The sequence below is a fragment of the Streptomyces sp. Je 1-4 4N24 genome (assembly GCF_026239515.1).
GTDB lineage: Bacteria > Actinomycetota > Actinomycetes > Streptomycetales > Streptomycetaceae > Streptomyces > Streptomyces nigrescens.
This window is the reverse complement of record NZ_CP110836.1, coordinates 2,994,331-3,014,454: the sequence shown is the minus strand read 5'-3', so window position 1 is coordinate 3,014,454 and position 20,124 is coordinate 2,994,331. Positions and strand designations below refer to the sequence as shown.

Sequence of the window (20,124 nt, the reverse complement as noted above, 5' to 3'; positions counted from 1 at the left end):
CCGGCGTGCCGTCGGGACGGTGCAGACCGGGCAGGGCGGAGGAAGGGGCGTCGGGCGTGTCCATGGTCCCGGCAGTATCCCGCCCCAAGCTCTGAGTTCTCTCTGAGTCCGCTCTGGTGGGCTCCGTGGCTCCCGCTTCAGCGGAAACCCAGAAGTTGCGCTGCCACGGTGTGCCCACCGACGGTGCCGCCGCCTGACGCGGGGCTCCGCCGGTGGCCTGTTCCTTTCGCCGAGGGGAGTCTTCATGACCGCCGTCCCGCACACCCGCTCCGGCGGGGCCGTCCCACGACACGCGCCACCGCCGGACCGGTGGCCACGGCGCGTTCCCGCGGAAGCGGTCCTGGTCGTGATCTACGGCGGTGCGGTCGCCGTGCTCGCCCTGTGGTGGCGTCATACCCCGTCGGTCGTCGGCCTGGACGGCTGGCTGACCGGCGCGGGCCGGATCACCGGGCTGCTCGCGGGCTATGCCTGCGCGGTCCTGCTCGCCCTGATGGCGCGGGTGCCGGTGCTGGACCGCGTGGTGGGTACCGACCGGCTCGCCCGCTGGCACGCGACGGGCGGGCGGTACACCGTGTTCCTGGCCCTCGCCCACACCGCGCTCATCATCTGGGGCTACTCGATCACCTCACGAACGAACGTGATCGACCAGACGACGACCCTGGTGTTCCAGTACCAGGACATGCTCCTGGGCACGTTCGGCCTGCTGCTGCTCGTCGGTGTGGGGGTGGTGTCCGCCCGCGCCGCACGCCGCCGCATGAGCTATGAGACCTGGCACTATCTGCACTTCTGCACCTATCTCGCGGTGTTCCTGGCGTTTTTCCATCAGCTGTCGAACGGCGAGGACTTCGTGTCCGACCGGCCGGCGCAACTCGCCTGGTACACGCTGTACCTCGGGGTGGCGGCGCTGCTCGTGTGGAACCGCTTTCTCACCCCCCTGCGGCGGGCGCTGCGGCATCGGCTGCGGGTCACCGAAGTCCACCCGGAGGCTCCCGGGGTCGTCTCGGTCCACCTCACGGGAAAGCGGCTGGAGGAACTGGGAGCGCAGCCCGGCCAGTTCTTCCGCTGGCGCTTTCTCGCCCCCGGCCACTGGTGGACCGCCAACCCGTTCTCGCTCTCCGCGCCGGCCGGTCCGCGCCATCTGCGGATCACCGTGAAGGAGGCCGGCGGCCACAGCCGGGCGGTGGCCGGGCTGCGGCCCGGCACGCGGGTGTGGGCCGAGGGGCCCTACGGAGCCTTTACGGCCGCCCGCCGGAGCAGTTCGAAGGTGCTGCTGCTCGGCGGCGGTGTCGGCATCACCCCGCTGCGGCCGCTGTTCGAGACCCTGCCCGGCGAGGTGACCCTGGTGTACTTCGCCCGGCGCGTGGAGGACCTCGCGCTGCGCAACGAGCTGGAGGACATAGCTGCCGCCCGTGGCGCGCGGGTGCACTACGCACTCGGCGAAGGGGCCGGGAACTCCCTGCCGCTGACGGCGGATGCGCTGGGCGGCCTGATTCCGGACCTGGCCTCCCATGACGTCTACCTGTGCGGGCCGCCGGGGATGACCGAGGCCGCCAAGAGCGCCCTGCGCGGCGCCGGAGTGCCGCGCCGCCGCATCCACCACGAGTCGTTCGCGTTCTGAGGAGGACCGCACCATGAAGCGAGCCGTTGCCGCCACCACCGCCACCGTCGCAGGTCTCTTCCTGATGCTGGCCCTGAAGCCGCACCAGAGTCCGACGGCCGCAGCCGCCCCGCCGGCCGGCCCCGCCCCCAGCGCGTCACCGAGCGGTGTCCCGTCCCCCCGGGAGCGCGACGGGACTTCGGGGACCTTCACCGGGGACACCGTCGACACCGCGCGCGGCCCGGTGCAGGTGCGGGTCACCCTGGTCAAGGGCAGGCTCACCGCGGTCACCGTGCTCAAGGGCGAGCACGAGGAGGGTGCGAGCGCCGATGCCGTACCCCGGCTCACGCAGGAGGCGCTGGCGGCGCAGAGCGCGAAGATCGACGCCGTGTCCGGTGCGACGTTCACCAGTCAGGGCTACATCTCCTCGCTGCAGAGCGCACTGGACCGTGCCCGTGGCTGAGCCCGGCGCGGTGCGCCATGCCGAGCATGCCATGGGCACCGTGTTCTCCTTCGACATCCGCGGCGCACCGACGCGCGCGGTCACCCCGGCCCTGGCCGACGCCGTGGCCTGGCTGCACCGGGTGGACGAGGTCTTCTCGACCTATCGCGCCGGCAGCCAGATCAGCCGCCTGGGCCGTGGCGAGCTGACGGAGCGACAGTGCGACCCCGAGGTGAGGGAGGTCCTCGATCTGTGCCGGGCCGCCGCGCGCTCCAGCAGCGGCTGGTTCTCCGCCACCCCCGATGGCCGCCTCGATCCGTCAGCGGTGGTCAAGGGCTGGGCGGTCGAGCGTGCCTCGCAGCTGCTGTACGACGCCGGCGCCCGTCATCACAGCGTCAACGGCGGCGGCGACATCCAGACCCGGGGCGAGGCCGCGCCCGGCCGGCCCTGGCAGATCGGCGTCGCCCACCCGCTGCGTCCCGGTGACCTCACCACGCTGGTCACCGGCCGGGACCTGGCCGTCGCGACGTCCGGTACCGCCGAACGCGGCCCGCACATCCTCGACCCGCACACCGGCCGGCCGGCGACGGACCTTGCGTCGATCACGCTGGTCGGCCGCCATCTCACCGAGGTGGACGCGCTCGCCACGGCCGCCTTCGCCATGGGGGACGCCTCACGTGGGTGGCTGCGGTCGCTGGACGGGATCGAGGCCTTCGCGGTCACCGCGGACGCACGGGCGTGGTGGACACCCGGCTTCGCCGCGTATGGACGGGTTCCGGCTCACGACTGACCACAGGAGGCAACAGCCCGGGCGGGGGCCGTTGCCAGGGATTCCCGTACCGGTCCGGACGGCGCCGGACGCTGCGCTGCCGGCTCCGGGCAAAGAAGACCGCACCCGCTCCGTATGGACGCCGTGCTCGGCGGCATGCGGACCGGGTGCGGACAGGTGGGCGAGGCGACCCGGGAAGTGCAGGTCAGGACGCCCAGGCCGAGGTCAGGCCTTCTTGGTCTCCCAGAAGATCTTGTCGATCTGGGCGATGTAGTCCAGTGCCTTCTGGCCGGTGGCCGGGTCGTGGGAACCCTTGGCGGCGCTGAGGGCCTTGAGGGTGTCGTTGATCAGCTGGTGCAGCTCCGGGTACTTCTCGAAGTGCGGGGGCTTGAAGTAGTCGCTCCACAGCACCGAGACGTGGTGCTTGGCCAGCTCGGCGCGCTGCTCCTTGATCAGGACGGCGCGGGTGCGGAAGTCCGCGTCCTCGTTGGCCTGGTACTTCTCCTGGACGGCCTTGACCGACTCTGCCTCGATGCGGGCCTGGGCCGGGTCGTACACGCCGCAGGGCAGGTCGCAGTGGGCGCTGACCTTCACCTTGGGGGCGAACAGGCGCGAAAGCATGCTCAGTCCTTCCTCGTGATCGTCTTCTCAGGTGCGAGATTACTCGGTACGGGAAGGCTTTTCTCGGGCGGGCCGGGGGTCTTAGGGCAAAAGTCCGGTGTCACGCTGGGACTGTTGGAGGATGGGCCGGTGAGCGGGTCGGACCGGGGCTGGACCGGGAGGTACGGGATGCCGGAGCGGGTGCACGAGCGCGAGCCGGAGCGGGGTGCGGACGCGGACGCGGGGCATGAGCGGGGCGGGCTCCTCCGCGCCTTCGGGCTGGCCGAGGTGTACAACCCGTCGATGGTGCCGACGCTGCAGCCCGGCGACCAGCTGGTGGTGCGGTACGGGGCGGCGGTGCGGCCCGGTGACGTGGTCGTGCTGCGGCATCCGTTCCGGCAGGATCTGCTGATCGTCAAGCGGGCCGTACAGCGGCGCGACGGCGGCTGGTGGGTCCAGGGGGACAATCCGTTCGTCGAGAACGACAGCCGGGAATTCGGGGTGGTCCCCGACGAACTGGTCATCGCCCGCGCCTGGGTGCGGGTGCGGCCGCCGCGCGGGATTCAGCGGTCGGTCGCCGGGGTGCTGTCCTGGGCCGTGTCGGCGGTCCGGCCGGTGCGGGCCGCTCGCTCGCTCTCCAGGCGCTTGCGGGCGCGGTAGGCGGCGACATTGGCGCGGGTGGCGCAGCGGTCGGAGCAGTAGCGCCGGGAGCGGTTGGTCGAGGTGTCCAGGTAGACGTTGCGGCAGGGCCGCGCCTCGCAGATGCCCAGCCGGTCCACACCCAGCTCGGTGAGGTGGAAGGCCAGGCCCATACAGGCGGTCGCGGTGAAGCCGGCGGTCGCGTTGGCGGCGTGGTCGGCGATGTGCATGTGCCAGTCGGGGCGGCCGTTGTCGTCCCGGTACTCATGGCCGGAGATCTGCGGGCTGACGGGGAACTCCATCATCAGGGCGTTCAGCAGGTCCACGGCCAGCACCTCGTCGCCGGCGTCGGCGGCCTCGAAGACGGCGCGCAGCCGGGCGCGGACCGTGCGCAGCCGGGTGACGTCGCTGTCGGTCGCGCGCCGGGCGGCCTGCTGGGCGGGGCCGAAGAGTTCCCGGACGACCTCCACCGAGGTGAGGGTGTCCGTGCCGCGTTCGGGCTGCTCGGTGTTGACCAGTCGCACGGCATAGTCCGAGTAATAGGCCAGTTCCACTTGTAGTCCTTACGGGCGGAGGCTAGGGTGCGGATACGTGCTTGTAGTAAGGGGTGTCCTCACTACGAGGGTATTACGGCCTGAAGGGGAAGCGATGACCGAGACCGTCGTCGGCGCCGATTGGCAAGCGTGGCAGAACAGTTGGGACCGCCAGCAGGAGTGGTACCTCCCCGACCGCGAGGAGCGGTTCCGGGTGATGCTGGACATGGTCGAGGCGCTGGTGGGCCCCGAGCCCCGGGTGCTGGACCTGGCATGCGGCACCGGCAGTATCTCCGACCGGCTGCTGAAGCGGTTCCCCGGGGCCGAGAGTGTGGGCGTCGATCTGGATCCCGCGCTGCTGGCCATCGCGGAAGGGTACTTCGAAGGGGAGTCCCGGGTCCGCTTCGTACGGGCCGATCTCAAGGACCCGCAGTGGACGGAGAAGCTGCCGCACGACTCGTACGACGCGGTGCTCACCGCCACCGCGCTGCACTGGCTGCACACCGAGGATCTGCGTGCGCTGTACGGGCAGCTCGGCACCCTGGTGCGGGACGGCGGGGTCTTCATGAACGCCGACCACATGCCCGAGGAGGGCACCCCGCGGATCAACGCCGCCGAGCGGGCCTTCCGGCATGCGCGGCAGGAGGCGGCGAAGGCGGCCGGCGCCGTCGACTGGGCCGAGTGGTGGCAGCTGGCGGCCGCCGACCCGCGGCTGGCCGCGCCGACCGCCGAGCGCTTCGAGATCTACGGCGAGCATGCCGACGGTGACACCCCGTCGGCCGCGTGGCACACCGCCGTGCTGCGCGATTCGGGCTTCGCGGAGGCCCGGCCGGTGTGGGCCTCACCCACCGACGCGCTGGTGCTGGGCCTGAAGTAGACCGGCCCCCGGCACCGGAGCGCGCCGTCGCGGCGGATTCCTCCGCCATGACGGCGCGCGACCACAACGGCCGTGTCCGGCGGTGGCTCTCGCCCCCGCCGGACCACCCCGTACGGCACCCGTACGGCACCGCGTCCGCAGAAGGAGCGCTACAGCACCTTCGACAGGAACGACTTCGTCCGCTCGTGCTGCGGGTTGCCGAGGACATCGCGCGGATGGCCGGATTCGACCACCACACCGTCGTCCATGAAGACCAGCGAGTCGCCGACCTCCCGGGCGAAGCCCATCTCATGGGTCACGACGATCATCGTCATCCCGTCCGCGGCCAGGTCCTTCATGACGTCCAGGACGTCACCGACCAGCTCCGGGTCGAGGGCCGAGGTCGGCTCGTCGAAGAGCATCAGCTTCGGCTCCATCGCCAGCGCACGGGCGATGGCGACGCGCTGCTGCTGGCCGCCGGAGAGCTGGGAGGGGTAGTTCCCGGCCTTGTCGGCGAGGCCGACGCGGTCCAGGAGCGTGGTCGCGCGTTCCCGGGCTGCGGCCTTGGACTCGCCCTTGACCTGGATCGGCGCCTCCATGATGTTCTCCACCGCGGTCATGTGCGGGAAGAGGTTGAAGCGCTGGAAGACCATGCCGATATCGCGGCGGCGGGCGGCGACCTCCCTGTCGCGCAGCTCGTAGAGCTTGCCGTTGTGCTCGCGGTAGCCGACCAGTTCGCCGTCGACCGACAGCCGGCCGGCGTTGACCTTCTCCAGGTGGTTGATGCAGCGCAGGAACGTCGACTTGCCGGAGCCGGACGGGCCGATCAGGCAGAAGACCTCCCGCGGCGCGACCTCCAGGTCGATGCCCTTGAGGATATGGGCCGCGCCGAAGGACTTGTGGACGCCCTCGGCCTTGACCATCGGGCCGCCGCTCGTGCCGGCCGCCGTGCTTGTCGTGATCTTGCTGGTCATCCCACACCTCCGGGGCGGTTGAAGCCGCCGGACAGCTTCGCCTTGGCGCGCTGGAGCGGAGTGAGCGGCAGTTGGCGGCTGGAGCCGCGGGCGTAGTAACGCTCGAGGTAGTACTGGCCGATGCTGAGCACCGTGGTGGCGATCAGGTACCAGGCGGCGGCGAGGATCAGCATCTCCACGACGACACCGGAGTCCCGTCCGACGTTCTGCGCGGCCTGCAGCAAATCGTAGTACTGGACGGCGATGACCAGCGAGGAGGTCTTGAGCATGTTGATGACCTCGTTGCCGGTCGGCGGCACGATCACCCGCATCGCCTGCGGCACGATGATCCGGCGCAGCGTCTTGGCGTGGCTCATGCCCAGCGCGTGCGCCGCCTCGGTCTGGCCCTCGTCGACGGCGTTGAGGCCGGCCCGGCAGATCTCCGCCATGTACGCCGCCTCGTTGAGCCCCAGGCCCAGCAGCGCGCACAGGAACGGGGTCATGAAGTCCGACCACTCGTCCTTGTAGATCGGCATGATGTCGATGTACTGGAAGACGAGGCCCAGGTTGAACCAGAGGAACAGCTGGACGTAGACCGGCGTTCCGCGGAAGAACCAGACGTAGAACCAGGCGACCGTCGAGGTGACGGGGTTCTTGGACTGGCGCATCACGGCCAGGATCACACCGCCGACGATGCCGATGATCATCGAGAGCACGGTGATCAGCAGGGTGTTGCGCAGGCCCTTGAGGATGTCCGCGTTGAACATGTACTGGGGGATGGCGTCCCAGTTGACGTCCGCGGTGGCGAAGGCCCTGCCCAGGGCGACGATCAGCCCGATGACGACGATCGCCGCCACCCAGCGCCCGTAATGGCGCACCGGGATGGCTTTGATGGACTCGGGCGGCGGAGCATCTGCCGGCGGCTGGGCCGACTTGTCGACGTCAACTGACACGGGTGTTGCCTTTCAGCGTTCGGCGGGAGGTGCGCGGAGCGGACGGGGCGGCGTACGGCGGCTCATCAGCCGCCATTGAGCTGCACCTTCTTGACCGCGGCGTCCTTGACGTCCCACTTGTCCAGGACCTTGGCGTACGAGCCGTTCTTGATCGTGCGTTCCACGGCGGCCTTCAGTGCGTCACGCAGCCGGTCCTGGCCCTTGGGAACCGCGATGCCGTACGGGGCCGCCTTCAGCGGCGCGCCGCCGACCATCTGGAAGTCCTTGCCCTTGCCGGAGACCTTCACCGCGTACGCCGCGACCGGGTAGTCGCTGGAGACGGCGTCCACACCGCCGGTACGCAGCCGGGTCTGGGCCTCGGAGTCGTTGTCGAACGCCTCGATCGAGATCGGCTCCGAATCGTTGGACTCACAGGCCTTCGACTTGTCCTTGGCCAGGTCGTGCGAGACCGTACCGCGCTGCACCGCGATCTTCTTGCCGCACAGCGTTTCCCAGCCGTCGACGCCGTTGGTCTTGCCCTTGCGGGTGTAGAGCGAGACGCCGACGTTGAGGTAGTCGATGAAGTCGACGCCCTTGCCGATCTTCTTGCCGGTGTTGCTGTCGATGCCCTCCTGGCGCTCCTTGGTGTCCGTCATCGCCGACATCGCGATGTCGTAGCGCTTGGACTTCAGGCCGCCCATGAGGGTGTCGAAGGTGGCGTTGTTGAAGTTGAGCTTGATGCCCAGCTCCTTGCTCATCGCCGCCGCGAGATCAGGGTCGATGCCCTCGATCTTGCCGTTGGAGCGGAACTCCACCGGCTTGTAGGTGATGTCCGAGCCGACCTGGAGGAAGCCCTTTTCCTGGACGTCCTTGGGCAGCAGCTTGAACAGCGGGGCGTTGACGTTGCGGCTCTTCTTCGCCTCGCGCTTGGCGATGGCCTCATTCGTCTGGTCGCCGCAGGCGCTGAGCAACAGCAGCGAGGCGGCGACCGCGGTCGCTGCGGCCACGGCTGTGCGAGACCTGCCGGCGGCCGAGCGACGGGTGGTGCTTGCGGTCATGCTGATCCTCCTGCGGATGGAGAAGCCGACGTGACAAAAGGGCCGGGGCACACCTTCGAGCGTCGCGACCTCGGTTGGTGACGGAATCCTGCCATCCGGACTCCGGTATTCGGACTGTCGTTCAGGTCAAAATCGGATAACGGACGGGGACGGCGAGGTGGCGGGCAGATGCCGCAAGGGAGGTTCCGTGCCGGTGGACGGCGCCGGCGGCCCGGCCCGCTCCGGGCATCCCGGAATCCGGAGGGGAGGGGAAGGCTCTTCTGAGTTTTTTGTGCATTTCGCGGTTATTGTCGGAACTCTCAGCCCGAGAGTAATGAATCTGACTCGTCGGGGCGCGCGCCCGTCAGGTAGAAAGGTGCGTTACACCCCTCATCCGGGGCTCAGGGCGCGTGTGCGGCGCGCCCGGCGTCCGTACCTCCCCCCGCGCGGCAGTCATCTGCTGCGCAGGGCGCGGACGCGGTGCCCGCCCACCCCTCAACCAGGGAGTGGCCACCCTCAGCAGATTTACGAATAAAAGGGGTAAGACAAGTGGCAGCGGAGATCGTCAATCCTCGCAGCGACAGCAATACCGGTGCGGAAGCGGGCAGTGCGCCCGACGACGCCTTCGATCCGGCGTTCGCGCTGCATCGCGGCGGCAAGATGGCCATTCAGGCGACCGTGCCGGTCCGGGACAAGGACGACCTGTCCCTCGCCTACACACCGGGCGTCGCCAAGGTGTGCAGCGCCATCGCCGAGCAGCCCGAGCTGGTGCACGACTACACCTGGAAGTCCCAGGTCGTCGCCGTGGTCACGGACGGCACCGCGGTGCTGGGCCTGGGGGACATCGGCCCGGAGGCCTCCCTCCCCGTGATGGAGGGCAAGGCCATCCTCTTCAAGCAGTTCGGCGGTGTGGACGCGGTGCCGATCGCGCTCGGCACCACCGACACCGACGAGATCATCGAGACCGTCGTCCGGATGGCTCCGTCCTTCGGCGGTGTCAATCTGGAGGACATCTCGGCGCCGCGGTGCTTCGAGATCGAGCGCCGGCTCCAGGAGCGGCTGGACATCCCGGTCTTCCACGACGACCAGCACGGCACCGCCGTGGTGACTCTGGCCGCCCTGCGCAACGCCGCCAAGCTCACCGACCGTTCGCTGGGCCAGCTGCGGGCGGTCATCTCGGGTGCCGGTGCGGCCGGTGTCGCCATCGCCAAGATCCTCATCGAGGCGGGCATCGGAGACGTCGCGGTCTGTGACCGCAAGGGCGTCGTCTCCACCGATCGCAGCGACCTCACGGACGTCAAGCGCGAGGTGGCCGGCTTCACCAACAAGGGCCGGCTGACCGGCTCGCTGGAGGACGCGCTGGACGGCGCCGATGTCTTCATCGGTGTCTCCGGTGGCACGGTTCCGGAGGAGGCGGTGGCGAAGATGGCGAAGGACTCACTGATCTTCGCGATGGCCAACCCCACCCCGGAGATCCACCCGGATGTCGCGCACAAGTACGCGGCCGTGGTCGCCACCGGGCGCAGCGACTTCCCCAACCAGATCAACAACGTGCTGGCCTTCCCGGGCATCTTCGCCGGTGCCATGCAGGTGCGGGCCTCGCAGATCACGGAGGGCATGAAGCTCGCCGCCGCCGAGGCGCTGGCCGCCGTGGTCGCCGATGAACTCAGCGCCGACCGGGTCATCCCCTCGCCGTTCGACGAGCGGGTCGCCCCGGCCGTCACCGCCGCCGTCGCGGCCGCCGCCCGCGCCGAGGGCGTGGCGCGCCGCTGACCGCACCCTCGCGCTCCAGCCGACGGGCCGGGCCCGCACCTGACTCAGGTGCGGGCCCGGCCCGTCGGTGTGACGGGGCGCGGCCGGAGCGGCGCGGTGCGTGTCACACCCGTACGCGGTACCGCGGCGCCCGGCCGCGGCCTACGTTGGGATCATGTTTGCTGCCTATGCCGCCCGCATCGACCGTGACCAGCCGCTGAACGGCCTCGAATTGGGGGAGCGCCCGGCCCCCGACGTACGTCCCGGCTGGACGACCGTCAACGTCAAGGCCGCCTCCCTCAACCACCACGACCTGTGGTCGCTGCGCGGGGTGGGGATCACCGAGGAGGCAATGCCGATGATCCTCGGCTGCGATGCCGCCGGAGTGGACGCGGACGGCAACGAGGTCGTCCTGCACTCCGTCATCGGGCAGACCGGCCACGGTGTCGGCCCCAAGGAGAAGCCCTCCATCCTCACCGAGCGGTACCAGGGCACGTTCGCGGAGCAGGTCACCGTCCCCTCCTGGAATGTGCTGCCCAAGCCCAAGGAGCTGTCCTTCGCGGAGGCCGCCTGTCTGCCGACCGCCTGGCTGACCGCCTACCGGATGCTGTTCACCAACGGCGGCGTACGGCCCGGGGACAGCGTCCTGGTGCAGGGCGCGGGCGGCGGTGTGGCGACCGCCGCCATCGTGCTGGGCGCCGCGGCCGGGCTGCGGGTCTTCGCCACCAGCCGGGACGAGGCCAAGCGCAAGCGCGCCCTGGAGCTGGGCGCCGAGGCGGTGTTCGCGACCGGTGAGCGGCTGCCGCAGCGGGTGGACGCGGTGATCGAGACGGTCGGCGCCGCCACCTGGTCCCACTCCGTCAAGTCGCTGCGCCCCGGCGGCACCCTGGTCATCTCGGGCGCCACCAGCGGCTTCACCCCGAAGAGCGGGGAGCTCAACCGGATCTTCTTCCTGGAGCTGAAGATCGTCGGCTCCACGATGGGCAGCAAGGAGGAGCTGGCGTCGCTGCTCAGCTTCTGCGCGGCCAAGGGCATCCGGCCGGTCATCGACTCGACGCTGCCGCTGGACCGGGCGCGTGAGGGGTTCACCAAGATGGCCGAGGGCGAGCTGTTCGGCAAGATCGTGCTGACCGTCTGACGGCCTGACGGCTGCCACCTCTTCATCGGAAGGCTGCGGAACGTGCGGATCCTGCGGGCGGAGGGGCGCCCCGCCGCGCCATGGAGCAACGGCGGCGGGGTGACCCGGGAGGTCGCCGTGCACCCGCCGGGCGCCGGCTGGGACACCTTCGCCTGGCGGGTCAGCCTGGCGGACGTCACCCGGGACGGGCCGTACTCGCCGCTGCCCGGCGTCCGGCGGATCCTCACCGTCGTCGACGGGGCCGGGCTGGAGCTGACGGTGGACGGCAGCACCCGGCTCCTCCCGGACCGCTTCCGCCCGTTCGCCTTCCCCGGCGGCGCGGACACCGGCTCCCGGCTGCTGGACGGCCCCGTCGTCAACCTCAATGTGATGCTGCGGGAGGGGCGGGCGGACGCGGCGGTGGAGATGGTGCGGGGGCGCCGGGTGGTGGAGCCGGTCCGGCGACCGGCCGGCGGCGGTGCGGACGGCCTGGAGGGCGTTCTGGCCGTGGCCGTCGAGGGGCCCGCCCGGCTCCGGACGGCCGGCGGGCCCGCGGTGCGGTTGGCACGGTTCGACGCGGCGCTGCTGACGGGGCCGGACGCGGCGCCCGCCGAGGTGTGGACGGACGGCACCGCGGCGGTGATCACCCTGTCCGCCGCCGACCCCGCCCGTCCTGCGGGCTGATCCTCCCGCACCCCCCGCTCGGAGTCTCCCAAGTGCGCTTGTTCCCGGCCGAGTTGCACCCGGCTTGTCAATGATGGTTGACGCGTCTCATCTGTCAACGTAAATTGACACCCATGACCGATGCAACGGATCTCGCCGAGCGGGCCGGCGACCGGGACCCCAGGGTCGGGCTCCGCGCCGTGGCCGCGCTCCGCCGGCTGCTGGAGCAGCTCGAAGCCGTGCAGGTGCGCAGCGCCCGCGCGCAGGGCTGGTCGTGGCAGGAGATCGCGGCGGAGCTGGGTGTCAGCAGACAGGCAGTGCACAAGAAGCACGGGAGGCGCTGATGTTCGAGAAGTTCACGGCCGAGGCGCGTGCGGTGGTGCGTGGCGCGGCGGAGCAGGCGGACCGTACGGGCAACGGCACGATCGGCGAACCGGAGCTGCTGCTCGCGCTGCTGGAGCGGACGGAGTCACCGGCCGCCGGGGTGTTCGCCGCACTCGGTGTCCACGAGCGGCGGCATCGGTGGCGGACGCCCTCGCGGCGGTGCGCCGGCGTGGTGGGGTCTCAACCGCCGACGCGGCGGCGCTGGCCGGGCTGGGGATCGACATCGACGCGATCGTGGCGCGGGTGGAGGAGGCCCACGGGGTGGGCGCGCTGGCCGCCGACGGGACGGCCGGGCGGTGGAAGCGGCTGCGCCGGCCGTTCGCCGCGGAGGCGAAGGCCGTGCTGGAGCGCGCCCTGCGGATCGCGGCCGGCCGCGGTGAGCGCCACCTCGGCGACGAGCATCTGCTGCTCGCGCTGACCACCAGGCCCGGACCGGCCGCGGCGGTGCTCGCCGACCACGGGGTGACCTACGACGCGGTGGTGCGGTTGCTCGACAAGGCGCGGGGCAGGCAGGCGAGTTGAGCCGGGTGGGGCGGTTCCGTGGGCAGGGGGCCGCCTCGTGGCCGTCCGGCGGCAACGGGTCCCCTTACGGCGGGCCCGGCCGGGTCCGCCCCTACGGGCAGCCGACCTTCACCTTCCCGATGCCCAGGGTGCTGTGCCGCGGGAGATAGCCGGCCTCGAAGACGGCGCCGACTACCGGATGGAGCAGGTGCGCCAGCCGTTCGGCGCGGGAGTGGCCCAGTGCCCGCCACGGCCCGGCCGCCAGCCGGTCGGTCGTCCGCTCTATCGCCTCGCGCTCCTTGTGGGCGCGGTCGGTCGCGGTGCCGTCCGGGGCGATCCAGCCACGGGCGGCGAGGCGGTGCCGGGCGTCGCTCCACTCCTGGGCGCTCCAGCCGCGCCCCACGAAATCGGCGGCCGGTGCGGCACCGATCGCGGCGAACGACACCAGGGCCTCACAGGGGTCGAGTTCACAGGTCAGCAGGGCCGCCAGATGGCCGTCGCCGCGGTGCTCACGGAGGACGGTCGCGGCCTGCCAGAGCACCAGATGCGGCGCGTCCGGCCAGGGCAGATCGCGGTTGGCGGCGGCCAGCGGGCGGGCGGCGGTCCCGGCGTTCTCGGCGGCCTGGCGGGCGAGCCGTGCCGCCTCGGCGAGCTGTGCGGTGGTCAGCCGGCCGTCGATCAGGGCGGTCAGCGCACGGTCCATGGCCAGCAGCCGGGCGTCCAGCACCTTGGCCGGGTCCGCGACGGTCCAGATCCGCGGGAGGTACCGGGTGACCATCCGCGGGCTGAAGGTGTAGTACGTCGCGGCGACCAGCTCGGGCCCGGCGGCGCCCAGCGGAGCCGTCCGCCAGGCGAAATAGCTGGGCCAGCGGGAGACGACGTCATGGCCGAGACCGGCGGCGACCTGGCGTGCCTCGGGGGCGAAGTACAGCGTGGCGTGCAGTGGCTCCAGCAGGTGCCACATCCGGCGGGCGACCGAAAGGTATTCCGACATCGCTTTACCTCATGGCCTTCACGATGCGTGCGCAGACGGGAGACGTGGACCGTGGTCCGGAACACGGCCGTCGGCCCGCGGAACCGGGCAGCTGGGGCTCCCTGGAACCCGGTGCCGGACGAAAAGCCGTGCGAAGTAGTGACTTCCCCGATTACGCCGCGTGAATCCAGACCGCAGATGGCAACTGTGGGTAACAGAAGCCCGGTTGGGGGAATCCGGTTCCGGCCGCCGCGGGCCCGGTGGCCCGGAGCGCCTCACGCACCGGAAATTCGTGCGCCCATCTGCTCGGCCGGCAGGGGAAGTTGGAGCTGAGCGGACGGCCGCGGTGGGGCGGCCGCGGTGGGCGGCCGCAGTGGGGCGGGCGCACCCTGAGGTGCCCGCCCCACCGCGGTGGTGTCACGGGCCGTCGGTCCCGTTTCCGACGGCTCAGTCCTCCCCGTCCGCGCGGGACGCGTACTGCTCCGGGTGGCGCAGCAGTGCGCCGATATGGGCGGCGGCCGTCGACAGCCGGCGGCGGGACTCCTTGAGCTGTGCGGCCGTGACCCCGTGATCGCGCGCCGCGTCCCGCAGATCGTCGCGGAAGCGGTCCAGCAGCCGGTCGAAGTCCCGGGCAGGGTTGTCGCCGGCCGGTTCCTCCGCCCACTCCGGGGCCGGCGGGGCCGCGGCCGCCGTGTCCGCCCCGGGGCCCTCCCCGGCCTCGTCGACGCGCTCGACCGTCACCTTCGTCCCGTGGTCCGCACCGGCCCGCCCGGCCGCGCCCGGCTCGCCCTCGCTCCGCCGGGCGTCGAACGGGCCATTGGTGAAGCGGCCGACCTCGCGGGACACCTCGGACAGCGCCTCGCGCACCGCCCCCGACCAGTCGCCCGACCGCACCGCCCCCTGGGCCTGCTCCTGGACGCGCTTGAGGACCCGCTGGACCTCCTCGCGTGCGAACACCTGGGCGTCCCTGGCCTGCTTACGGGCCCGCTGGGCGTCCTGCTTGGCGCGTCGGCTCTCCTCCTTGGCCCGGCGGGCCTGCTCCTTCCACTCCTCCTTGGCGCGCCGGAACTCCTGCTTCGCCTGCTGCCAGGACTCCTTGTCGCCGAACGCGCCGTCGAAGTAGTCGGCGGCGTCCTGGAACGGCCGCCCGCCGGTGTCGTCCCCGGCGTCCGCGGTCCCGTCGCCGGTCCGCCCGGCCCTTCCGGCGCCCCGGGTGTCCTTGCGGGCCTGCTGGGCGGCTTCCCGGATCTCGCGGCGCAGATCCCGCGCCGAACCGCTCACGTCCTCCCGGATGTCGGAGGCGAGCGCGGCGACCGACTCCCGGATCTCCAGTTCCAGATCGGCCAGCTCGCCGCCGCGGTCGGCGAGTTCGGTACGGCCGGCGTCGGTCAGCGAGTAGACCTTGCGGCCGCCCTCGGTCGTGTGGGTCACCAGGCCCTCGGCCTCCAGCTTGGCCAGCCGGGGGTAGACCGTGCCGGCGGAGGGGGCGTAGAGGCCCTGGAAGCGTTCCTCCAGGAGGCGGATGATCTCGTAGCCGTGCCGCGGCGCCTCGTCCAGCAGCTTGAGGAGGTAGAGGCGGAGGCGGCCATGGGCGAAGACGGGGGGCATGCTCAGAGCACCTTCTTCTCTGCGGGCGGGTCGGTCGGGGAGTCCCCCTGGGGGCCGGGGGCCGGGCCGTCGCCGGGGTCGCCCGGCCGGTGCTCCCCGTCCTCGAAGGCGGGGCGGCGCAGCAGGGCCAGACCGCCGGAGACGGTGGTGACCTTGAGGGTGCCGGTGCCCGCGCCGAGCGCGCCGGTGATCTTCTTGGCGCCCCACTGGCCGGTGACCCGCAGATCGTCGAAGGCGTTGGAGACCGTGCCGCTCGTGGTGTTGGCCTCCACCTTGGCGTCGGCCGGGTCGGGCAGCCGGATGGCGACCTCCCCGGAGACCGTCGTCAGGGCGATGTCCGCGCCCTGGGCGGGGTCCAGGTCGAGGACCATGTCGCCGCTGACGGAGTCCGCGCGCACCGTCCCGCCCGCACCGTCGATGACCGTCAGATCCCCTGATACGGAGTTGAACCGCAGCTCGCCGGTGACCGACTGCACCTCGACACTGCCGGAGACGGTGTCGGCCCGCACCCTGCCGGTCAGCCCGACGAGCGTGGAGTCACCGGAGACCCCGCGGACGTCCGTACGCCCCGAGATCCCGGAGATCACCGCGCCGGCCCCGACCACGCCGACCTCGACGCGGGTGGCGGCCGGCACCGTCACCGAGATCACTGCGCTGCGGTTCCATCCCTTGCGGTCCAGGAACTTCAGAAAGCCCTTCCAGGGGAGGTCCTCGTAGGCGATCGAGAGGGTGCCGTCGTCGCAGGAGACGGTCAGCGGCGGGCCGTGCAGCTCGCTGATCTCCACACGGGCCGGACCGCCGTCCGAGGTGCCGACGACGTTGACGGTGCCGCCGACCACACGTACGTGCAGGGCGTCGAGAGGGCCGGAGATCTCCAGCGTGCGTGGTTCGGCCACCTGTGTCGGTTGCTGCGACCACTCGCTCCGGGCTGACATGCCTGGCCTCCCCTGGATAGCCGTACAACGCAACATATCGCGTCTCCTGAGGACACGATATATCGCGGATGGGGGAAGTCAAGCGCCCGGCGCTGAGGGGAGCCGCTGCTCCTCGGGCGCAGCCGGGCGCCGTGGAAGAGCGGCGCAACCGGTCGCCGGGGGAAGGGGCCCCGCCTTCGCCGCCACGTCGTGCCACGGGCTGATCGCGAAGGTCAACTCGCTGAACAGCAAGGTCAGTTCGGCCGAACGGGGGCGCAGCTACAAGAAGGCCGCGAGGTGCAACCACTCGGTCCAGGGGAAGATCGTCAATGCCAAGGGCGCGTGCCGGCGCGCGCGCCACGCGGAACGGTTCCACGGGGCCCTCGACGGCGCCGCCAACGGGACCGAGCCGCCGAGCACCACCACAAGAAGGCGTACATCGAGCACGACCGGCGGGCCGGGCACGCGGCCCTCAACGACGCGTGCGGCGTGAAGAGCGACCTGCGCAAGGCGCTCCGCCACTCCTGATCTCCGGGCCCTTCACGTCCTGATCTCCGGATCAGTCACGACGGTCCGCCGCCCTTCCGGGGGCGGGCCCTCCGCGCACGACCCGGCCGCCGGGGAGCAGGAGCCCCGCGGCCCCGTCCCGGGACCGCTCCTCGGTGGCCTATTCGTCCTCGTCCTCGTCGTCCAGGCGGGCCAGCCAGGTGGCCAGCCGCTCCACCGGTACCTCGAAGTCCGGATTGAGGTCGACGAACGTACGCAGCTGGTCGGCCACCCACGCGAGGGTGACCTCCTCCTCGCCGCGCCGGTTCTCCAGCTCCTCGATGCCACGGTCAGTGAAATACACGCGCTCTCCACCAGGGGTCATGGGTCATTCCCAGCCAGGATAGGCAGGCTCACGGACCTCTCGCGCCACAGACGCCCGACGGCTAGCCTGATCACCTGTCAACGGTCCTGCGGCAATTGGGAAATTGCCGCCCACGGGGCGCAGGAGGCCGTGATGCAAGATCGCGCACAGCGCATCGAACTTCCCGACGGTACGGAAGTCTGGGCCCGGGTCTCCCGGCTCGACACCCCGGCGCCCGACGGGACGGACGACGCGGACGGGGAATTCGAGGACGTCGGTGCCTGGGACGCGCTCGGGGCCAGGGTCGAAGGGCTCCGCGAGGTGATCGGCGGGGTCGCCGCCAGCGTCCGGCAGGCCACCGAACGGGTCGCACCGCACGAGACCAGTGTGACCTTCGGCGTGGAGCTGTCGGCCAAGCCGGGCAAGGCCGTCGCCCTGCTCGCGGACGGCGAGGCGAAGTCCAACCTCTCCGTCACCCTCACCTGGCGGCGCGAGGACCGGGCGCCGGCCCGGGACGAACCGCACGGGCTGCATACCGCCGACCGCCGGGAGCCGGACGATTCGAGCCGCTGATGTCGACCTCCGAGGGCCGGGCCGCCGGCCGCGGTGACCGCGCCCGCTACACACAGCTCCTCGACCACGCCGGACGCACCACCGTCGGACTGTGCGCCGTGCCGGGCAGGGCCGGCGCCCGGCCGTGGGGCAGCGGGGTACTGATCGCCCCGGGATGGGTGCTGACCTGCGCCCATGTGCTCGCGGCGAGCGACGGGCGGCGCCGTGACACGGGCCCGGACGGGGTCTTCGGGGTCACCTTCGGCGGCCGGGTGGTGCCCGCGCGGCTCGCCTATGACCTGAGCCGGCCCGACCCGGACGCCGGATCCGCCGCCCGCGCCGATCTCGCCCTGGTCCGGCTGCTCGGTCCGGAGACCGAGCACCCCTGCGCCTGGCTCAGCGATCAGCCGGCGACGCTCCTGGAGGACGCGTACATCTTCCGCGGGCACGACCGGCCGGGCGCGGGCACCGAGGGGGACGGCGCGGCGAGCGGGGCGGGCGGCGCGAGCGGCGACGGCCGCGCGAGCGGGGGCGCGGCCGCGGGCCGCCGGGGGGAACGCGCGGTATGTGACCCGGGTGACGTACGCGGTCCGCGGGACGGGCGCACCGTGCCCGAGCCGGGCGACGGGCCCGGCGGCACCCAGGGGGCGGGGGGGGGGCACGGCGCGCCCACCGGGCCGCACGCGCCCACCGGCCCGCGCGCCCCCATCACCCCCGTCGACCCCTTCATCGCGGTCCGCTTCGGCGCCCGCGACGCCCGGGGCCTGCAGTTCGGCAGCGATGTCCGGGTCACGCCCGGGGCCTCCGGCGGACCGCTGCTCGACTGTGACCGCGGCGAGGTGGTCGGCATCGTCAAGGGCCGCCACCAGCAGGACCATGTCGGGCTGGCGGTGCCGGTCACGGCGCTGCGCGGGCTGGGGCCGGAACACCTGGTCGCGGGCGCCGAGGACCTGGGGCCCGACCCGTACCACGCGCTGATGAGCCTGCACGACCGCTGGCACTGGGCCGGTCAGGGCCTCGGCAGCGCCGTCGGGCCCACCTGGTTCGACGCCCAGCACGCGATCATGGCGGGCCGGGGCCGGCTGTGGGGCGTACAGGAGCGGCTGCAGGCGCTGGACCTGCTCGCCCGGCTGCCCGCGCCGCGCGATCCGCTGGTCGTGGAGGCCGCGGTCGGTGAGGTGCTGGAGCGCGGCGACCGGCCCGGCGCCTGGTCGCTGCGTACCTGGCGGGACGGTCACGGCGCCCTCTACCAGGGCAGCGACCCGTATACCGAGCTGCGCGCCTTTGTGCACTATCTGCGGATCGTGGCGCAGCTGACCGCCGACGAGGTGCGCGACGTACCGGGCGACGAGGCCGCCGGGGTGCGCGAACAGGCCGCCCGTCTCGCGGAGTTCGTGCAGGCCAAGGCGGTGGTGCTGCAGCCGCAGGACCGCCGGAGGATAGGCCCGGTACGCCGCCGGCCGCGCTCCGTGCTCGTCGAGTTCGAGCCGCTCTTCTACGACGAGGGCGGTCAGGAGCTGTTCAACTGGTCGGTCAGCGAGGGGTACGGCCAGGGGCAGTGGCTGCGGGTGGACGTCCAGGAGTCGGCCGGCGGGGTGCCGTTCGAGCAGGCGCGGGAGCAGGTGCTGCGGCGGCTCGGCGGGCGGCTGCTGCGGGCCGACGGCGATGCCGGGCCGGGCGCCCGGGTGCGCTTGGAGGTCGCCGTCCCCGAGGGCCACTGGAACACCGCCGCCGGTCAGTGGGAGGTCGCCGCCTCGACCCGGCGCACCGCCCGGCTGCGGCCGGTGGGCCCCGGGCGCGCGGTGATCCTGCGGGACCAGGGACGGCGGGAACAGGTCGACCCGGCGTGGCTGCGCCGCTGGCAGGGCCTTGCCGCCGCCCGTGAACTGCACGCACTGCGCATCCCGCCGCGGCCGGGTACCGATGCCCGGCGCGGCTCCGCCGAGGCGATCTGGCGGCTGCTGGAGACGGCAGGCGACGGTGCGCTGCCGGCCCTGTGCCACACCGTCGCCGACGGGTTCGGCCGGGACGCGGTCGGGGTCGCCCTGGACACCGGCTTCCCGGCCGGGCTGTGGCCCGCCCACGGGCACGGCGAGGAGCGGGACTGCGATGCCGGCTGCGAGGAGTTCCACCGCGGGGTGCGGGAGCTGCTCCAGGGGTCGGGCGGGGTGGCCCGGCTCCCCGAACTGGTCCGGCAGTTGCGCGCCAAGGCCGCGGAGGCCGCGGAGGAGGGCACGCACTGGGCGCGCGATCTGGTGCTCCTCTACGACGACCCGGAGGACCCGATTCCGCCGCTCTTCACGGACCGCCCGCAGGTGTCGCCGCGCTGAGCGGTACGGGGCGCCGCCCCCCTGACGTTCCGGGCGCCGCGCACGCCCCCGTGCACCTCGCACGCGCCCGGTGCCCACCCCCGCGGCATCCGCCCCTCCTGCCGCAAGTCGCGCCCCGTACC

20 protein-coding genes and 1 pseudogene are annotated in these 20,124 nt (G+C 72.2%); 12 read left to right on the top strand and 9 right to left on the bottom strand.

What is annotated here, in order from left to right; translation table 11 throughout:
- Window positions 1-244 precede the first annotated feature (244 nt).
- The 3 genes from SLV14N_RS12715 to SLV14N_RS12705 are packed head-to-tail and all read left to right on the top strand — an operon-like array spanning window position 245 to window position 2,829.
- Window positions 245-1,618, top strand: a complete 1,374-nt coding sequence (locus tag SLV14N_RS12715; RefSeq protein ID WP_263269366.1) for a ferric reductase-like transmembrane domain-containing protein — start codon at window positions 245-247, stop codon at window positions 1,616-1,618.
- Between the two features lie 13 nt (window positions 1,619-1,631).
- Window positions 1,632-2,060: an FMN-binding protein gene (locus tag SLV14N_RS12710; RefSeq protein WP_208681022.1), complete on the top strand. Its 429-nt coding sequence runs from the start codon at window positions 1,632-1,634 to the stop codon at window positions 2,058-2,060.
- 31 nt (window positions 2,061-2,091) lie between these two features.
- A complete protein-coding gene (locus tag SLV14N_RS12705; protein WP_263273123.1) occupies window positions 2,092-2,829 on the top strand; it encodes an FAD:protein FMN transferase in 738 nt (245 codons plus the stop codon).
- Window positions 2,830-3,033: 204 nt separating this feature from the next.
- Here the strand turns inward: SLV14N_RS12705 and sodN are convergent, their stop codons facing one another.
- Window positions 3,034-3,429, bottom strand: a complete 396-nt coding sequence (gene sodN, locus SLV14N_RS12700) for a superoxide dismutase, Ni (protein WP_018087486.1) — start codon at window positions 3,427-3,429, stop codon at window positions 3,034-3,036.
- Window positions 3,430-3,597: 168 nt separating this feature from the next.
- Here sodN and sodX point away from each other — a divergent pair, with 168 nt between their 5' ends.
- On the top strand, window positions 3,598-4,068 hold the full coding sequence (sodX, locus tag SLV14N_RS12695) for a nickel-type superoxide dismutase maturation protease (protein WP_208687843.1): 471 nt from the start codon (window positions 3,598-3,600) through the stop codon (window positions 4,066-4,068).
- Here sodX and SLV14N_RS12690 read toward each other — a convergent pair.
- Window positions 3,972-4,601 carry a CGNR zinc finger domain-containing protein gene (locus SLV14N_RS12690; RefSeq protein WP_208681021.1) on the bottom strand — a complete coding sequence of 210 codons (630 nt, stop codon included), beginning with the start codon at window positions 4,599-4,601 and terminating at the stop codon, window positions 3,972-3,974. The genes sodX and SLV14N_RS12690 overlap by 97 nt on opposite strands.
- A gap of 94 nt (window positions 4,602-4,695) precedes the next feature.
- On the opposite strand from SLV14N_RS12690, the gene SLV14N_RS12685 reads away from it, so the two are divergent.
- Window positions 4,696-5,457 (top strand): class I SAM-dependent methyltransferase, encoded by a 762-nt coding sequence (locus SLV14N_RS12685; RefSeq protein WP_208681020.1) that lies wholly within the window; start codon window positions 4,696-4,698, stop codon window positions 5,455-5,457.
- Between the two features lie 149 nt (window positions 5,458-5,606).
- Here SLV14N_RS12685 and SLV14N_RS12680 read toward each other — a convergent pair whose 3' ends face one another.
- The 3 genes from SLV14N_RS12680 to SLV14N_RS12670 form a co-directional block, all read right to left on the bottom strand.
- Entirely contained in the window at window positions 5,607-6,359 is a 753-nt protein-coding gene (locus SLV14N_RS12680) for an amino acid ABC transporter ATP-binding protein (RefSeq protein WP_208687842.1), read from the bottom strand.
- A 47-nt stretch (window positions 6,360-6,406) separates the two neighbouring features.
- Window positions 6,407-7,342, bottom strand: a complete 936-nt coding sequence (locus tag SLV14N_RS12675) for an amino acid ABC transporter permease (protein WP_208681019.1) — start codon at window positions 7,340-7,342, stop codon at window positions 6,407-6,409.
- A gap of 65 nt (window positions 7,343-7,407) precedes the next feature.
- The gene (locus tag SLV14N_RS12670; protein WP_026169259.1) at window positions 7,408-8,379 is read right to left on the bottom strand and encodes an ABC transporter substrate-binding protein; all 972 of its coding nucleotides are present in this window, start codon (window positions 8,377-8,379) and stop codon (window positions 7,408-7,410) included.
- A gap of 528 nt (window positions 8,380-8,907) precedes the next feature.
- Here SLV14N_RS12670 and SLV14N_RS12665 point away from each other — a divergent pair.
- The 5 genes and pseudogenes from SLV14N_RS12665 to SLV14N_RS12645 all read left to right on the top strand — a co-directional run bounded on the left by SLV14N_RS12665 (window position 8,908) and on the right by SLV14N_RS12645 (window position 12,796).
- A complete protein-coding gene (locus SLV14N_RS12665; protein WP_208681018.1) occupies window positions 8,908-10,131 on the top strand; it encodes an NADP-dependent malic enzyme in 1,224 nt (407 codons plus the stop codon).
- Window positions 10,132-10,285: 154 nt separating this feature from the next.
- Window positions 10,286-11,248: a zinc-binding dehydrogenase gene (locus SLV14N_RS12660; RefSeq protein ID WP_208681017.1), complete on the top strand. Its 963-nt coding sequence runs from the start codon at window positions 10,286-10,288 to the stop codon at window positions 11,246-11,248.
- A gap of 42 nt (window positions 11,249-11,290) precedes the next feature.
- Window positions 11,291-11,911: a HutD family protein gene (locus tag SLV14N_RS12655; RefSeq protein WP_263269365.1), complete on the top strand. Its 621-nt coding sequence runs from the start codon at window positions 11,291-11,293 to the stop codon at window positions 11,909-11,911.
- Between the two features lie 113 nt (window positions 11,912-12,024).
- Window positions 12,025-12,234, top strand: a complete 210-nt coding sequence (locus SLV14N_RS12650; protein ID WP_208681015.1) for a helix-turn-helix domain-containing protein — start codon at window positions 12,025-12,027, stop codon at window positions 12,232-12,234.
- Window positions 12,234-12,796 (top strand): annotated as a pseudogene (locus tag SLV14N_RS12645) (Clp protease N-terminal domain-containing protein). Before SLV14N_RS12650 ends, SLV14N_RS12645 begins: the two are co-directional and overlap by 1 nt.
- A gap of 91 nt (window positions 12,797-12,887) precedes the next feature.
- Here the strand turns inward: SLV14N_RS12645 and SLV14N_RS12640 are convergent.
- From SLV14N_RS12640 to SLV14N_RS12625, 4 genes are all read right to left on the bottom strand, one after another.
- Window positions 12,888-13,769 (bottom strand): hypothetical protein, encoded by an 882-nt coding sequence (locus SLV14N_RS12640; RefSeq protein WP_208681013.1) that lies wholly within the window; start codon window positions 13,767-13,769, stop codon window positions 12,888-12,890.
- A gap of 426 nt (window positions 13,770-14,195) precedes the next feature.
- Complete coding sequence (locus tag SLV14N_RS12635; RefSeq protein WP_263269364.1) at window positions 14,196-15,356, bottom strand: helix-turn-helix transcriptional regulator; 1,161 nt, start codon at window positions 15,354-15,356, stop codon at window positions 14,196-14,198.
- A gap of 2 nt (window positions 15,357-15,358) precedes the next feature.
- Window positions 15,359-16,291 carry a DUF4097 domain-containing protein gene (locus SLV14N_RS12630; RefSeq protein WP_263269363.1) on the bottom strand — a complete coding sequence of 311 codons (933 nt, stop codon included), beginning with the start codon at window positions 16,289-16,291 and terminating at the stop codon, window positions 15,359-15,361.
- A gap of 646 nt (window positions 16,292-16,937) precedes the next feature.
- A complete protein-coding gene (locus SLV14N_RS12625; RefSeq protein WP_018087464.1) occupies window positions 16,938-17,120 on the bottom strand; it encodes a DUF6104 family protein in 183 nt (60 codons plus the stop codon).
- Between the two features lie 153 nt (window positions 17,121-17,273).
- On the opposite strand from SLV14N_RS12625, the gene SLV14N_RS12620 reads away from it, so the two are divergent.
- Both SLV14N_RS12620 and SLV14N_RS12615 read left to right on the top strand, forming a co-directional pair.
- Window positions 17,274-17,693 carry a CU044_2847 family protein gene (locus SLV14N_RS12620; protein WP_208681010.1) on the top strand — a complete coding sequence of 140 codons (420 nt, stop codon included), beginning with the start codon at window positions 17,274-17,276 and terminating at the stop codon, window positions 17,691-17,693.
- Complete coding sequence (locus SLV14N_RS12615; protein WP_265873321.1) at window positions 17,693-20,002, top strand: trypsin-like peptidase domain-containing protein; 2,310 nt, start codon at window positions 17,693-17,695, stop codon at window positions 20,000-20,002. The genes SLV14N_RS12620 and SLV14N_RS12615 overlap by 1 nt, the downstream gene beginning before the upstream one ends.
- Window positions 20,003-20,124 lie beyond the last annotated feature (122 nt).

Coding starts and splice junctions, on each gene's coding strand:
- SLV14N_RS12715 (WP_263269366.1), top strand. CDS start 245: ATGACCGCCGTCCCGCACACCCGCTCCGGCGGGGCCGTCCCACGACAC.
- SLV14N_RS12710 (WP_208681022.1), top strand. CDS start 1,632: ATGAAGCGAGCCGTTGCCGCCACCACCGCCACCGTCGCAGGTCTCTTC.
- SLV14N_RS12705 (WP_263273123.1), top strand. CDS start 2,092: ATGGGCACCGTGTTCTCCTTCGACATCCGCGGCGCACCGACGCGCGCG.
- sodN (WP_018087486.1), bottom strand. CDS start 3,429: ATGCTTTCGCGCCTGTTCGCCCCCAAGGTGAAGGTCAGCGCCCACTGC.
- sodX (WP_208687843.1), top strand. CDS start 3,598: ATGCCGGAGCGGGTGCACGAGCGCGAGCCGGAGCGGGGTGCGGACGCG.
- SLV14N_RS12685 (WP_208681020.1), top strand. CDS start 4,696: ATGACCGAGACCGTCGTCGGCGCCGATTGGCAAGCGTGGCAGAACAGT.
- SLV14N_RS12680 (WP_208687842.1), bottom strand. CDS start 6,359: ATGGTCAAGGCCGAGGGCGTCCACAAGTCCTTCGGCGCGGCCCATATC.
- SLV14N_RS12670 (WP_026169259.1), bottom strand. CDS start 8,379: ATGACCGCAAGCACCACCCGTCGCTCGGCCGCCGGCAGGTCTCGCACA.
- SLV14N_RS12660 (WP_208681017.1), top strand. CDS start 10,286: ATGTTTGCTGCCTATGCCGCCCGCATCGACCGTGACCAGCCGCTGAAC.
- SLV14N_RS12650 (WP_208681015.1), top strand. CDS start 12,025: ATGACCGATGCAACGGATCTCGCCGAGCGGGCCGGCGACCGGGACCCC.
- SLV14N_RS12640 (WP_208681013.1), bottom strand. CDS start 13,769: ATGTCGGAATACCTTTCGGTCGCCCGCCGGATGTGGCACCTGCTGGAG.
- SLV14N_RS12635 (WP_263269364.1), bottom strand. CDS start 15,356: ATGCCCCCCGTCTTCGCCCATGGCCGCCTCCGCCTCTACCTCCTCAAG.
- SLV14N_RS12630 (WP_263269363.1), bottom strand. CDS start 16,291: ATGTCAGCCCGGAGCGAGTGGTCGCAGCAACCGACACAGGTGGCCGAA.
- SLV14N_RS12620 (WP_208681010.1), top strand. CDS start 17,274: ATGCAAGATCGCGCACAGCGCATCGAACTTCCCGACGGTACGGAAGTC.
- SLV14N_RS12615 (WP_265873321.1), top strand. CDS start 17,693: ATGTCGACCTCCGAGGGCCGGGCCGCCGGCCGCGGTGACCGCGCCCGC.